The organism is Microbacterium dextranolyticum, assembly GCF_016907295.1.
In the GTDB taxonomy this organism is placed as follows: domain Bacteria; phylum Actinomycetota; class Actinomycetes; order Actinomycetales; family Microbacteriaceae; genus Microbacterium; species Microbacterium dextranolyticum.
Genome location: NZ_JAFBBR010000001.1, coordinates 2930305 through 2943918 on the forward strand (window position 1 = coordinate 2930305; position 13614 = coordinate 2943918).

Annotated in this window: 11 protein-coding genes; 4 read left to right on the forward strand and 7 right to left on the reverse strand. The window is 69.5% G+C overall.

Features of this window, described 5'->3' with window-relative positions; all coding sequences use genetic code 11:
- Positions 1-7: 7 nt before the first annotated feature.
- Positions 8-766, reverse strand: a complete 759-nt coding sequence (locus JOE64_RS13360) for an MBL fold metallo-hydrolase (protein WP_204964697.1) — start codon at positions 764-766, stop codon at positions 8-10.
- Positions 767-920: 154 nt separating this feature from the next.
- Between JOE64_RS13360 and JOE64_RS13365 the strand changes: the two genes are divergently transcribed.
- The gene (locus JOE64_RS13365) at positions 921-1457 is read left to right on the forward strand and encodes a ribonuclease H family protein (protein ID WP_271202490.1); all 537 of its coding nucleotides are present in this window, start codon (positions 921-923) and stop codon (positions 1455-1457) included.
- A 107-nt stretch (positions 1458-1564) separates the two neighbouring features.
- On the opposite strand, the gene JOE64_RS13370 is transcribed toward JOE64_RS13365, so the two are convergent.
- The 6 genes from JOE64_RS13370 to JOE64_RS13395 form a co-directional block, all read right to left on the reverse strand.
- The gene (locus tag JOE64_RS13370; protein WP_204964698.1) at positions 1565-2041 is read right to left on the reverse strand and encodes an NUDIX hydrolase; all 477 of its coding nucleotides are present in this window, start codon (positions 2039-2041) and stop codon (positions 1565-1567) included.
- Positions 2042-2053: 12 nt separating this feature from the next.
- Positions 2054-3067, reverse strand: a complete 1014-nt coding sequence (locus tag JOE64_RS13375; RefSeq protein ID WP_204964699.1) for an aldo/keto reductase family protein — start codon at positions 3065-3067, stop codon at positions 2054-2056.
- Between the two features lie 67 nt (positions 3068-3134).
- A complete protein-coding gene (locus JOE64_RS13380) occupies positions 3135-4943 on the reverse strand; it encodes an oleate hydratase (RefSeq protein WP_204964700.1) in 1809 nt (602 codons plus the stop codon).
- 74 nt (positions 4944-5017) lie between these two features.
- Positions 5018-6259, reverse strand: coding sequence for a dual-specificity RNA methyltransferase RlmN (rlmN, locus tag JOE64_RS13385; protein ID WP_204964701.1), 1242 nt, complete (start codon positions 6257-6259; stop codon positions 5018-5020).
- On the reverse strand, positions 6256-7824 hold the full coding sequence (locus JOE64_RS13390) for a PTS transporter subunit EIIC (protein ID WP_204964702.1): 1569 nt from the start codon (positions 7822-7824) through the stop codon (positions 6256-6258). Before JOE64_RS13390 ends, rlmN begins: the two co-directional genes overlap by 4 nt.
- A 39-nt stretch (positions 7825-7863) precedes the next feature.
- Entirely contained in the window at positions 7864-9471 is a 1608-nt protein-coding gene (locus JOE64_RS13395; protein WP_204964703.1) for a glycoside hydrolase family 68 protein, read from the reverse strand.
- A 247-nt stretch (positions 9472-9718) separates the two neighbouring features.
- Here JOE64_RS13395 and JOE64_RS13400 point away from each other — a divergent pair, with 247 nt between their 5' ends.
- From JOE64_RS13400 to JOE64_RS13410, 3 genes are read left to right on the forward strand one after another with little or no spacing between them, the layout of a single operon-like run.
- Positions 9719-10804 (forward strand): choice-of-anchor L domain-containing protein, encoded by a 1086-nt coding sequence (locus tag JOE64_RS13400; RefSeq protein WP_204964704.1) that lies wholly within the window; start codon positions 9719-9721, stop codon positions 10802-10804.
- Positions 10801-11949, forward strand: a complete 1149-nt coding sequence (locus JOE64_RS13405) for a hypothetical protein (RefSeq protein WP_204964705.1) — start codon at positions 10801-10803, stop codon at positions 11947-11949. The genes JOE64_RS13400 and JOE64_RS13405 overlap by 4 nt, the downstream gene beginning before the upstream one ends.
- Positions 11946-13613 (forward strand): glycoside hydrolase family 32 protein, encoded by a 1668-nt coding sequence (locus tag JOE64_RS13410; protein WP_204964706.1) that lies wholly within the window; start codon positions 11946-11948, stop codon positions 13611-13613. The genes JOE64_RS13405 and JOE64_RS13410 overlap by 4 nt, the downstream gene beginning before the upstream one ends.
- Position 13614: the final 1 nt, after the last annotated feature.

The following is a 13614-nucleotide window of genomic DNA, read 5'->3' on the forward strand; positions in this document are numbered from 1 at the left end:
GTCGTACTCAGAGTGGCAGTGGCACCCCCGCCGTCGGGACGCGCAGCCTGTCACCGAGACCCGCATAGGCGAACTCCCGTGCCAGCCGCTCCCGCGTCTCGGTGAAGTGGTGCCAGCCTTCGGCGTGGATCGGCACGATGAGCGCACTGCCCAGCGCGCGTGCGGCCTCGACCGCCGTGCGCGCATTGAGCGTCAGGTCGCTGTCGCCGAAACGCCCGACGTTGGCGGCACCGGTGAACAGCACGGCGACGTCGATGGCCCCGATCCGATCGACGATCTCGGCGACGAGAGCCGATGAGGCGTTGTCGCCCGACACGTACACGACGGGCTGCTCCGGCGCGCGCAGCACGAATCCGGTGACGGGCCCGGAGAGCTCCTCCGCCCCCTCCGGGCCGTGCAGTGCGGGAACGGCTGTGACCTCGACATCCCCGATGGTGCGGGTCTGCCACGTCTCGAGCCCGTGGACGCCCTCGATCCGCGCGGCGGCGGCGGGCGTCGACAGCACGACGCCGGCGTGCGGCAGAAAGGCGCGACCCGCGGCATCCAGATTGTCCGGATGCTGGTCGTGCGAAAGCAACACGACGTCGATCCCGCCGACCTCGTCGGGGCCGAGGGCGGGGCCGGTGAGCTTGTGCAGCGCAAGACCCGACGAGGGGTAGTCGCCGGGGGCGTCGAACGTCGGATCGGTGAGCAGACGGATGCCGGCGTAATCGAGGATCGCGGTCGGACCCCCGACGAGGGTGAGCGCGGTGCGCAGGGCGGTCATGCTCCCATTCTCGTGCCCTCCCGTGTCGCTCCGGCACGACGAACTCCGCACGAAGTGATGAACTCCGCATGGCATCCCTCGATCAGGTGCGGAGTTCGGCGAATCCTGCGGAGTTCGCGCAGGCCGCACACGCCCGCTCGGGTACCGTCGTACGGTGACATCCTCGACCGAGACCTACACCGTGGCCACCGACGGCGCCTGCAAGGGCAACCCCGGACCGACCGGCTGGTCGTGGGTCGGCGAGGACGGCCAGTGGGCGGCGGGCGCGATCCCCGTCGGCACCAACAACATCGGCGAGCTCATGGGCCTGCTGAAGGCGATCGAAGACCACCCGACCGTGGAACGCCTCGTCGTCCAGGCCGACTCGAAGTACGCGATCGACACCTACGCGTCGTGGATGGATGCCCATCGCCGCCGCGGCTGGAAGACCTCGACCGGGGCGCCGACGAAGAACCGCGACCTGCTCGAACTGTTGATCGCCGCCCGCGATGCGCGACGCGATGCCGGGCTGCCGGACGTCGTGCTCGAGCACGTGCGCGGACACCGGGGTCACGTGCTCAACGAGTGGGCCGATGAGCGCGCCGTGCGCGGCGCCGAGCACGCAGCGAAGGGCACGGCGAGCGCCTGGTCGTCGCTCGGCGGACTTCACCCCGTGCTCGACGTGTCGGCCGCACCGGCGAAGAAGCGCTGAGCCCAGCCTCGGCCGCACCGGCGAAGAAGCGCTGACCCGAGCCTCGGCCGCACGGCGACGACGCGCTGGCCCGGGTCGGGCGATCGCCCGGAGCGCACTGCTCGAGGTCAGCCGCCGGCGAGACGCGCGGCGAGCGCGTCCAGCGCAGGTCGCTGACCGGCGACCAGCCGCGGGCGGGCGGTCTCGACCGGCATCCATTCGACCCGGTCCACCTCGGGGAACTCCGCCCGGCGACCCGAGCGCGGCGGCCACTCCATCTCGAACGACCCGAAGACCGCGCCTGACGCATCGAACCCTGCGCCGTCGGCGACGAACACCGTTATCTGTTTGCCCGACGAGTAGGCGAACGTCCCCAATTCCCGAGCATCGAGAGCGGGCGGATCGAGACCGAGCTCCTCACGAAACTCCCGCACGGCGGCGGCGCGAGCCATCTCGGCGTCCGGGTCGAACTCACCCTTGGGGATCGACCACGCCACCGCGTCCTTACGCGCCCAGAAAGGACCGCCCATATGTGCGACGAGCACCGACACCACGCCAGCCGGATCCCTCCGGTACAGCAGGATGCCGGCGCTCGTCGCACGCACGGTCGGCGGGGATCAGCCCACGCGGGTGGCGGGTGAGACCGAGTACGTCTCCTGCGGGTCGGTGACCGCGACACCGCGCAGCGCCTCGTTGACGGCGGCGTAGGTCGCGTCGTCAAGGGTGATGTCGGATGCCTTGACCGTGTCCTCGAGCTGCTCGGGCCGCGAGGCGCCGACGAGGGCCGCGGCGATGTTCGGGTTGTGCAGCACCCAGGCGAGCGAGAGCTGCGGCACGGTGATGCCGGCTTCGTCCGCGATCGGCTTCAGCTTCTGCACGGCGTCGAGGACTTCATCGCGGAGGAACCGCTTGATGAAGTTCGCACCGCTCTTCTCGTCGGTCGCACGCGAGCCGTCGGGCACAGGCTGACCGGGGAGGTACTTTCCGGTGAGCACGCCCTGCGCCATCGGCGACCACACGATCTGCGAAATGCCGAGCTCCTGCGAGGTGGGGATGACCTTCGCTTCGATGACACGCCACAGCGCGGAGTACTGCGGCTGGTTCGAGACCAGCTGGAAGCCGAGCTCCTTCGCGAGAGCGGCGCCGTCGCGCAGCTGCTCGGCGGTCCACTCGCTCACACCGATGTAGAGGGCCTTGCCCTGGCGGACGATGTCGGCGAAGGCCTGCATCGTCTCTTCGAGCGGGGTCTCGTAGTCGTAGCGGTGCGCCTGGTACAGATCGACGTAGTCGACCTCGAGGCGGCGGAGCGACCCGTGGATGCCGTCCATGATGTGCTTGCGCGAGAGCCCGGTGTCGTTCGGGCCCTTCTTGCCGATGGGCCAGTAGACCTTCGTGAAGATCTCGAGGTTCTCACGCTGCTGACCCTGCAGTGCCTTGGCGAGCACGACCTCTGCCGCGGTGTTCGCGTAGGCATCCGCCGTGTCGAAGGTGGTGATGCCGAGGTCGAGCGCCTTGTGCACGGTGGCGATGGCGGCCTCATCACCGACCTGAGACGCATGGGTCACCCAGTTGCCGTAGGTGATCTCCGAGATCTTGAATCCGCTGTTGCCGAGGTAGCGATAGTTGACCATTCCCCCACGCTAATCGAACGGATGCCGCGAGGGGCGGGCTCGCGGCATCCGTTCATCGCTTCGTCGTTCAGGCGATCGCGTCGTCGTGCCGGGGTCGCGCCACCGTGTCGCCGTGCGGGGCCAGCAGCCCGAAGTCGGTCAGCAGCTCCCCCATCTGCGTGGTGTCGAGCTTGTCGATCAGGCGCCCCTTCAGGAAGTTCGGTCCGGGCAGGTCGACGGCGGCTCCGTCGCGCAGGCGCGTGGTCGCCTTCAGCAGATAACGGATGTCATACGTCGAGTTGAACACCTCCGGTACGCCGCGTTCGACATCCAGCAGCTGGTAGACCGCCTCCATGGCGGTGCGCACCGAGTACTCGGTGGTGAAGATCGTGTCGCGCGTCGTCTCGGCGAACTGTCCGAGGAAGGCGAAGTTCACACTGCCCTCCGGCACCACCTGCGGCCGGTCGCCCGCCGTGCGGGGCATGAAGAACGACGTCACGTACGGCATCATGACGGGAACGCACTTGGCTCCGGATGCCGCCAGCTCGGGGATCTGGTCGACGGGGACCCCCATGTGATAGAGCCACTCCTGCGTGATCTCCTCGCCGGTGCAGTCCTGCATCGGCTTCTTCACGAAGTCTCCGGGGGTCTCGACGAAGAGGCCGTAGACCCACACGACGATCTCGTTCGGCTTCTGCGCTTTGAAGTGCGGCTGCCGGTTGACGGTCCAGCTCATGAGCCAGGCCGAGTCCTTCGCGGTGACGATTCCACCCGTGACGACCTTGCCCGAGAAGGGGTCGCGCTGGCAGATCTTCTGGATGTACGCGGGGATGCGCTCGTCGACGGTCGTGACGGTCGCCGACTCCCATTTGGTCTTGTCGATGTCGTTGCAGAAGACCTCGGGACGGCCGAAGCCGTCCGACTTCGCGGCGAGAGTCCGCCACAGATCCCACGCGGGGGCGGGGCCGGACTTGAGCTGGGCGGGAGAGGTCTGATCTCCGTTGTCGCTGTTCTCGGTCAGCGACCCGATGATCGTCAGACACAGGTCGTCCTCGGTCAGATCGACTCCGCCGGCGCCGTCGGCATCCACCCAGTCGATACGGGTCGCGCGTGTGCGCCCCTCGCTGAAGTCGAACTGGATGTCGGTGACGGTGGTGCGGAAGCGGAAGTGCACGCCCTGCTCCTGCAGCCAGTTGTACATCGGCAGCACGAGCGACTCGAACTGGTTGTACTTGGTGAACTTCAGCGCGGACAGGTCGGGGAGCCCGCTGATGTGGTGCATGAACCGGTGGAGGTACAGCTTCATCTCGAGTGCGGAGTGCCACTGCTCGAAGGCGAACATGGTGCGCCAGTACAGCCAGAAGTTGCTCTTCAGGAACTCGTCGGAGAAGACGTCTTCGATCGTCTTGCCCTCCATCTCCTCGCGCGTGGCGAGGATCACCCGGACGATCTCCTTCTGTGCTTTGTCACTGAGGGTGAACAGCTTGTCCGTGTGCGCGTCCTGGCCCTGTTTCTCCGTCACGCGACACAGGGAGTAGTTGGGGTCGTCCTTGTTCAGCCAGTAGAACTCGTCGAGCACGCTCGCGCCCTCGATCTCGGGCGACGGGATCGTGCGGAAGAGATCCCACAGGCACTCCATGTGGTCCTCGAGTTCCCGGCCGCCACGGATCACGAACCCCTTCTCGGGGTACTTGATGCCGTCGAGCGCACCGCCGGGGAGCATGAGCTCCTCCACGATGGTGATGCGGTCGCCCGCCATCTGCCCGTCGCGGATGAGGAACACCGCGGCCGCCATTCCGGCGAGGCCGCCGCCGATGATCCACGCCGACTTGTCATCGACCCCGGCGGGTTTGCGCGGTCGGGCGAACGCTTCGTAGTTGCCGTTGCTGTAGTACACGGGTGCCCCTCTCGTCAGGCAGTTATCTGTTCTCGATCGCAGGAATCGGATGGACGTGCCGGAGGGGATCCATGTCAGTCGACCGGCACCGTCGCGGCGACCTCGCGGTCCTCTTCCGTGGCGACGAGCTGGCCGCAGGCTCCGTCGATCTCTTTGCCGCGGGTGTCGCGGAGGGTCGTCGGAATGCCTGCCTCGTTGAGGCGGCGGACGAACTCGTTCTGCACCGGGACCTCCGACGCCGTCCACACCGATCCGGGGGTGGGGTTCAGCGGGATCGGGTTCACGTGCACCCAGCCGCGGCCGCGCGCGTTGAGCTTGTCGGCGAGGAGATCCGCGCGCCACGCGTGATCGTTCATGTCCTTGATGAGGGCGTATTCGATCGAGACGCGGCGACCCGTCTTGTCGAAGTAGGCGCGGGCGGCATCGAGCGCCTCGTCGACCTTCCAGCGGGAGTTGATCGGGATCATCTCGTCGCGCAGGTGGTCGTCGGGGGCGTGCAGCGACAGCGCGAAGGTGACCGGGATGTCCTCGGCGGCGAGCTTGTTGATGGCGGGCACGAGCCCGACCGTCGAGACCGTGATGCCGCGGGCGCTCATGCCGAGGCCGTGCTTCTTGTCGACCATCGTGCGCACGGCCTGCATGAGCCGGTTGTAGTTCGCGAGCGGCTCGCCCATACCCATGAAGACGATGTTGGTGACGCGCTCGTCCGCGTGGCCGACGCGACGCGGATCGCCGAGGCCGCCGTCGGCGATGAGGCGGTTCGCTCGGACGACCTGCTCGACGATCTCGGCCGCGGACATGTTCCGGGTGAGCCCGGCCTGTCCGGTGGCGCAGAACGGACAGTTCATGCCGCACCCCGCCTGCGACGAGACGCACAGCGTGATGCGCCCCGGGTAGCGCATGAGCACCGACTCGACGAGGGCGCCGTCGTGGAGCTTCCAGAGGAACTTGATCGTGTCGCCGCGGTCGGTCTCGAGCCGGCGCACCTCGGTGAGCAGCGGCGGCAGCATCGCGTGCACGAGCTCGTCACGACCGGATGCCGGCAGATCGGTCATCTGCGCGGGGTCGGACGTGTAGTGCTGGAAGTAGTGCTTCTCGAGCTGGCCCGCGCGAAAGCCCGGCAGGCCGAGCTCCTTCGCCTTCTCGACGCGCTGCTCGGGCGTCAGATCGGCCAGGTGGACGGGCGGCATGCCCTTCTTGGGTGCGGCGAACTGCAGGAGCGGCCGCCCGTCGGCATCCTTCTTCTGCGTCCACCCCTCGGTCCGGGGCCGCACCTGGCGGGGCGTCGTGGGGCGCACAGGACCGGTTTCGCTCATGGCCCCAGGGTATCGGCCGCACCTGGGCGAGCGCCCGATGACCTGGCCGACGGCGGCACCTCGAAGGCGGCCAGATCGGCCCTCCCGCGGGGTCCGAGGTACCCCCAGATGACCGTCAGAACGAAAGCCAGTGCCGCACTGACGCCGGCGCCGGCGAGATACAGAGCGCCGGATCCCGGCGCGATCGATGCCACCCCGGCGAGCCCCGCGGCGCCGAGGGTGACGGCCTGCACGTGCCACGCAGCGAGGAGGGCGCCGCCCGCGGCGGAGCCGATCACGGCCGCGACCAGGGGGAACCGCAATCTCAGCGTGATGCCGAAGATCGCGGGCTCGGCGATGCCGAACATCGCCGGCAGCCCTGCGCCGGCGGCGAACGATCTCAACCTCGGAGCGCGTCGCGCGAGCACCATGACGCCGAAGCAAGCCCCCGCCTGCGCGAGATTGGCGGCCCCCGCGATGGGAAAGATGAACGATCCTCCGTCGGCGAGCAGGCCGAGTTCGAGCGAAACGAGGCCCTGATGCGTCCCCGTCATCACGAGAAAGGGATACAGCGCCCCGAACAGCGCACCCCCGAGGACACCCGCCGCGGTGTAGGCCGCGTCGATGAGATCGGCGAACGCGTCACCCAGCCAGACCATGACAGGACCGATGACCACGAAGGCGAGCGTCCCGGCGACCAGGAGCGTCAGCATCGGAACGAGCAGAAAACGCGCGGCGCCGCGGACGGCCCGCATCCACAGCCGCTCCACGCGTGCGAGCACGTAGGCAGCCGCGATGACGGGCAGGACGGTGCCGCGATAGTCGATGGCCAGGACGTCCACTCCGGCGATGATCCATCCGCCGCCAAGCCCCGGGCCCGCGCCCGCGGGCGCGCCCGCGAGGAAAGGTGCTGCGACGAGCGCTGCCCCCAGCGCCGCTCCGAGATGCGGGTTGGCGCCGAATCGGGCTGCCGCGGTGAACCCGACGAGCACGGGAAGCAGCGCGAATACGCCCGCTCCCAGGGCGCCCACCACCGCGGCGACGCCCTGCAACCACGGCACGGCGAGCATCGCCGGAACCGATCCGAAGACGCCCGGTGCGCTGAGGAGGTTGTGCACGGCCAGCAGAAGCCCGGCCGCGACGAGGCTCGGAAGAAGAGGGGTGACGATGTCCATGAGCACCGACACGGGGTGGAGCCATCGCCGAGGATGCCACGGCGATGCTCGCGGGGGCATCGCATCGGTCGGCGCCCCGATGGGCTCGTCCCCGCCATCGAGCCGAGCGCGCAGCTCGCGATCGAACGCGTCCACCGATGCCGGCCCGACCACGATCTGCACTTGGCTCGCCACCTGGGCTGCCCCCAGCACGGACGGGAGCGTCATCAGCGCGCCCTGGTCGACACGGGAAGGGTCCGCCACGACGATCCGCAACCGCGTGGCGCAGTGCCCGAGGGATCGGATGTTTCCGGGGCCGCCGAGTGCGTGGAGGATGCCCGTCACACTCGCGGCCACGTCGTCGATGGCGACCTCCTTCGTCGCCCTCAGGGTAGCGATGCGGCGACGCCGACACGCGGAATCCCTCCGCACTCCCGATTCCGGGCAGATGCGGAGGGATTCGATGCTGGATCAGCGTGTGGGGCGCGGATCGCTTGCCGACGAGATCGGGTGCGAGTAGTTCGACGGGATGTCGGCCCACTGACCGAGACCGTCGTGGCCGTACGACCGGTCGACCGTCACGTCACTGCCGTCGATGTCGAGCTTCACCGTCGGTGCGAGAGTGCCGCCGCGGACGAAGTCGTCGCTCGTGCCGATCGTGTCGATGAAGGACTGCACGAGCCCGCCGGGCATGACGTAGTGCGAATACGCCTGGAACTGGCCCGGGTGCTGGTTGTAGTCCGGCGCGAAGGGCTTTCCGGCGGCGAAGTTCAGGTTGGACGGACTGCCGAGCGCGAGACCCGAACCGCGGTTGACCGGCTGGAAGTCGCTGCGGATGCCGTCTCCGACGAATCCGTAGACGCCCTCCGGGCCATCGATACCGGCGGCGTACGTGCCGCGGTGCGAGATCGTGAACAGGTAGTACTTGCCGTCTTTCATATAGATCTGCGGGCGCTCAGTCTGGTCGTTGACGCAGTTCGCCGAGAGGATCGGCGGCAGGAAGGTCCACTCGGTGAGGGCCGCGTTGTCGGCGACGGCGAGGCCGACGTTCGCGAGCTGGTAGTGCGCACCGCGGTCCATGACCTCGTCGGCGGTCTCGGTGTACGGGTCGCCGGCACGGTAGCCCATGTCTGCGGCGGTGCACACACGCTCACCGCGCGGGGCGGCCGTGTTGCCCTCGAACACCATGTAGGTCTTACCCGGGTGGGCCGGGTCTTCGAAGGTGAACGGGTCGCGGAAGTTGAAGAACTCGTTCTGCGCGCCGTTCTGGTAGTAGGTGCCGTCGGCCTGCAGCATGTCGTGCTGGTCGCGGAAGCCGGTCATCCACACGCCGTTCTCATCGGCGAAGATGCGACCTTCGCTCTGCACGATGCGTGGGTCGTAGGGCTTGCGGTTGCTGCCGTCCTCGTTGCGGTAGAACGCGACCGCCGTGTAGAAGATGCGCAGCTTGTTGCCGTCGAAGATGCGCGTTGAGCCCGACCACTCGGTCTGGTGGCTGAAGGACTGGTCCTCGAAGATCGCACCCGAGGCGCCGTCGGGGAACACATGACCGCCGTACGTCCAGCCGCCGTTCGCGGGTCGCTCGGCGACGTTCGCCTTGCGGTAGAAGTAGCCGAGGCGCGCGTAGGTATGGCGGTCGTCGAAGCCGAGGCTGCGGTCGGCGACGAGGGAGAAGACGACCTCCCAGCCCTTGAAGCTCGGCTGGTTGCTCGTGCCGTCGGTGAGCGTCCAGCTGTCCCAAACCCAGACCTGGTCGTTGCTCATGTCCGGGAAGTCCTTCGGGACCGTCGGCATGGTGTACTCCTCCGGCAGGGAGTTCTCCCGCGAGGGTGCTGTCGGGTCGCTCATCGCCGCGATCTGACGGGCATCGGCCCGAGTCCACTTCGCCGTGAAGTCGTCGGTCGGGTCGTACGCCTGCTGCGAGTGGGCCGTCGGCGCCGGGAATCCGGGGACGGGCACCGGCTCGACGGCGGCAGAGGCCGGCGAAGCCGCCAGGAGGGTCGCGGCGGCGGCGGTCGCAGCGATGATCGCCGCGGCGCGCCGCAGGCGGCGCCGAGGCGCGCGCGTAGTCGTGGTCACGTCTGTCTGCTTTCTAGGGGGGGTAGCAAGGCGTGGTCGGATCTCTCGGGGACAGACGCTACGTCACGGCGAGCATACTGTCAATCGTTTGACATATCAACGCGCTGTCTGCGAAACTGCCCGCGGCGGACTCTCCCCCTGGAGTCCCCCGTGGTCCCCCTCTCCGGGCACTCTCGCCCGTCCCCCCACCCACACCGCGGCAGAAGCGACGCCTCGCGACGCTGCCGCGCCCCTCCACAGGAGAACCATGTCCCCCTTCCCCCCATCGCGGCGACGCCGCGCCATTCTCGTCGGTATCGCACTCGGAGCCGCATCCGCCCCAGTGATCGTGACCTCGGCGTCGGCCGCCCTCGCCGTTCAGACCCTCGAGGCTGCACCCCTCGAGGTCAGCGCCGGCGCACTCGTCGGCGGGAACGTCCGTTTCGTCTCGGCACAACTCGTACACGGCCGCGACGTGCAGGTGGGGTCCTATGCGGGCCTCGACCTGAGCGCCGCGACGCGTTCGGGCCTCGCCCTCAGCACAGGCTCGCTGCGCGCCGCGGATCCTTCATCCGCCGCCGACGTCGACTTCACCTCCTCCTCTTTGACGGGCACCAATAGCGCCCCGACCACGACCGGAGACCTCGGCGGAGCAGGCTCGGCGGAGCTCACCGCACTCACCGGAGCCACGACGTACGACGCGGCTCAGGTGGCCCTGACCGTCGTGCCGGCAGGGGACACTCTGTCAATCGTTTATCAGTTCGGCAGCGAGGAATATCCCACCTGGTCGCAGCGTGACTACACGGATGCCCTCGGCGTCTTCGTGAACGGGTCGCTGTGCTCGATCGTGGACTCCGACCCGGCAGGTATCCGCACGATCAACGAGAGCACGCATGCGGACTCCTTCGTCAGCAACCTCGACGGCTCGCACGCCACCGAGATGAACGCCTACACGACGGCGCTGACCTGTACCGCTCCGGTCCGGCCGGGTGTCGAGACCACGATCGTGGCCGCCGTCGCCGACACGGTCGACGGACAGCTCGACACGACGCTGCTGCTCGGTGCGGGCGGCATCACCTCGACGCCGGCGCCGGCGCAGCCGACGACATCACCGAACCCTTCAGCGCCGGCGACGAGCGACGGCGTGACCGGGACGCCCGCAGGCGTCGCATCGACCGGTGGCACCGCCGGTACGGCGGCGCAGCCCGAGGCAGCGAGCACCCTCGCGAACACGGGCGGTGACGGGGGACTCCTGATCGGCGCGATCGCCGGTGGAGCGCTGTTGGCCGCGACCGGCGCGGGCCTGGTCATCCGCAGCCGTCGCCGAGCCGCCGCGGAGACCGACGGATCATGATGACCCGCGCCCGCTCGCTGCAGCTCGGGTTGTCCGCGCTGTTCGTCGCCGGCGCGGTCGCCTGCGGCACCCCCGCATGGGGTGCCGCAGGCTCCGCCCTCGTCGCTCAGACCACGACGAGCATCGAGGCCTCGACGACGACCACCGAGGTGGTGTGGACGCTCCCTCCCGACGCCGCGCCCGGAGACACCGTCACCGTCGCCCTTCCCGACCACGCAGGCGGCGTGCTCGGCGACGGACGCTGGATCTCTGCGAGCGGCGCCCTGATCGGCCACGCATCCCTCGCCGCCGACGGCGCGCTCTCGATCCACCTGACGGACGCGGCCGCCGAGCCCGGCAACCGCTCGGGTCGCACGCTCGTCACGACGACCGGTGTCGCGAGCCCCGGCACGACCACCAGCACCGGGCTCCGGGCCCTGGGGCATCTCCCCGCCGGCGAGGTCCCCGGCGAGTTCCACGGCACCGTCGATCGCACCACCGCGACGAAGTACGGCGCATGGTTTCCCGGCCTGCCGCGCGTCGAGTGGACCGTCGAGACCCCGCGCGGGCCGTGGGACGTCGTGACGGTGGCCGACCCGGCGCCGACCGGGGCATCCGTGGACTGCGCCGCGGGCGTCGCCGTCCGCTCCACCTCTCGCACGGCACCCGAGACGGGGTACCTCATCGATCTGATCCCGGTCGCGTCCGAGCGCGTCGCGACGACGTGCGACACCTCCGGTGTCACGGTCTCGGTGACGCCGGTTGCCACCGACGAGATCCTCGAGGTGCGCTTCAGCTCCGACGTCGCGAACGCGACCGACGACGCGGTCAATGTCGCAACCGTCACCGCGACACGCACGACGGATGCCCCCGCCGCGCGCGCGACGACGCTGCGCCCCGTGATCGTCCCGGCTCCGTCGGCGACGCCGTCCGGCACCCCGACGCCGGTGCCGGCCCCGCCCCCATCGACACCGACACCGACACCGACACCGCCCGCACCCCCGACCCCGACCGTCACCCCGGTCGCGGACCGCCTGGCGACCACCGGCGCCGACGGCGCCGACATCGGCGCGATGGCCGCGGCGGGACTGCTCGCCCTCGTCGCCGGCGCGGCGGCGACGGGCGGCGCCCGTCGACCGCACCGCCGAGGAGGCGACCCCGCATGATGAATCCCGCCGACCCGACCCGACAGATCCGTCGCCGACACCGGACGTTCATCACCCTGGCCCTCGCCGGCATCGCGACGATCGCCGCCGGCGCGCTCGTCCTCGTGCTGTCGCTCTCCCACCGCCTGGCCCCCGAGCCGACCGTGGACCCGAGCGCGTCGCCCCTCGACGGGCGCGTGTTCGACCGCCCCGCCGCATGGGACCCGTTCCGCCCGTCGTACCACGTCACGCCGCCCGCGCACTGGATGAACGATCCGCAGCGGCCGATCTACGTCGACGGCACGTGGCACCTCTATTACCTCTACAACGCGGACTACCCCACCGGGAACGGCACCGCGTGGTACCACGCGACCTCCGACGATCTCGTGCACTGGCACAACGAAGGCGTCGCGATCGAGAAGTACCGCAACGGACTCGGCGACATCCTCACCGGCAGCGCCGTCATCGACGCCGAGGGCACGGCCGGGTTCGGCCGGGGCGCCGTCATCGCCCTCGTGACCCAGCAGGACGACGGCGTACAGCGGCAGTCGGTATTCGGTTCCACGGACGGCGGCTACACGTTCCAGCCCGCCGCGGGCAATCCGGTCATGCAGAACCCGGGGGTCGTCGACTGGCGAGACCCGAAGGTCTTCCGCGACGAGGCATCCGGCCGATGGGTGATGGTGCTCGCCGAAGGGCGTCGGCTCGGCTTCTACACCTCGCCAGACCTGCTCTCGTGGACCTACGTCTCGGACTTCTCCTCCGATGCGCTGGGCCTTCTCGAATGCCCCGACCTCTTCGAGATGGTCGACCCCGCCACGGGGCGACGCACCTGGGTGCTCGCCGCGAGCGCCGACGGCAGCGACGGCGGGCGCATCCCGGGGAGAACCACCGGTTTCGCCTACTGGACCGGCTCGTGGGACGGTACCCGCTTCACGCCGGATGCCCCCGAGCCGCAGTGGCTCGACGATGGCGCGGACTTCTACGCCGCCGTCACCTGGGACGACCCCACCCAGCCCGACGCCGAGCGACTCACCGAGCGCCGCACCCTCGGCTGGATCAACAACTGGGCCTACGCCCGCGAGCTGCCGACCCACGACTGGCAGGGGGGCGCGCTGTCGGTGACCCGCAGCATCACCCTGTCCGAGATCGACGGGCGGCTTCGACTGCGCTCACGCCCGATCGACGCGTTGCGCACCCTGGAGGGGGATGCACGGACCGCGCCCGCGCACGTCATCGCACCAGGTGCGATCGCACCTCTCGCCGTGCAGCCGACCTCTCCTGCCTACCGGATGCGGGTGAGTTTCGAGCGTCCCGCGAACGGCGAGCTCCGGCTGCGTCTGGGCGGCGACGCGGGTGCGGTGACCGTCGGCTATGACGCCGACCGTGGGGCCGCCTTCATCGTGCGCGACGACAGTGTCGCCGGGCGCCTTCCCGCGGTGTACCGGCAGGCACAGACCGACCCGGACGCCTCCCCGGGCCACCGCCCGGCATCCGACGACATCGTCACCATCGACATCCTCGTCGATGCGTCCAGCGTCGAGGTCTTTCTCGGCGATGGATCGTCGCTGACCAGCGCGATGTACCCCGTCGGCGCCCCGGAGATCACCACCGAAGCCACGGGCGCGCCGGTGCGGATCACCGACCTGGCGCTCTCACCGATGTCGCTCTCCATCACCGGCTGAT

Bases quoted from the DNA above. Each gene is read 5' to 3' on its own strand.
- JOE64_RS13360 (WP_204964697.1), bottom strand. From the start codon at position 766: ATGACCGCCCTGCGCACCGCGCTCACCCTCGTCGGGGGTCCGACCGCG.
- JOE64_RS13375 (WP_204964699.1), bottom strand. From the start codon at position 3,067: ATGGTCAACTATCGCTACCTCGGCAACAGCGGATTCAAGATCTCGGAG.
- rlmN (WP_204964701.1), bottom strand. From the start codon at position 6,259: ATGAGCGAAACCGGTCCTGTGCGCCCCACGACGCCCCGCCAGGTGCGG.
- JOE64_RS13400 (WP_204964704.1), top strand. From the start codon at position 9,719: ATGTCCCCCTTCCCCCCATCGCGGCGACGCCGCGCCATTCTCGTCGGT.
- JOE64_RS13405 (WP_204964705.1), top strand. From the start codon at position 10,801: ATGATGACCCGCGCCCGCTCGCTGCAGCTCGGGTTGTCCGCGCTGTTC.
- JOE64_RS13410 (WP_204964706.1), top strand. From the start codon at position 11,946: ATGATGAATCCCGCCGACCCGACCCGACAGATCCGTCGCCGACACCGG.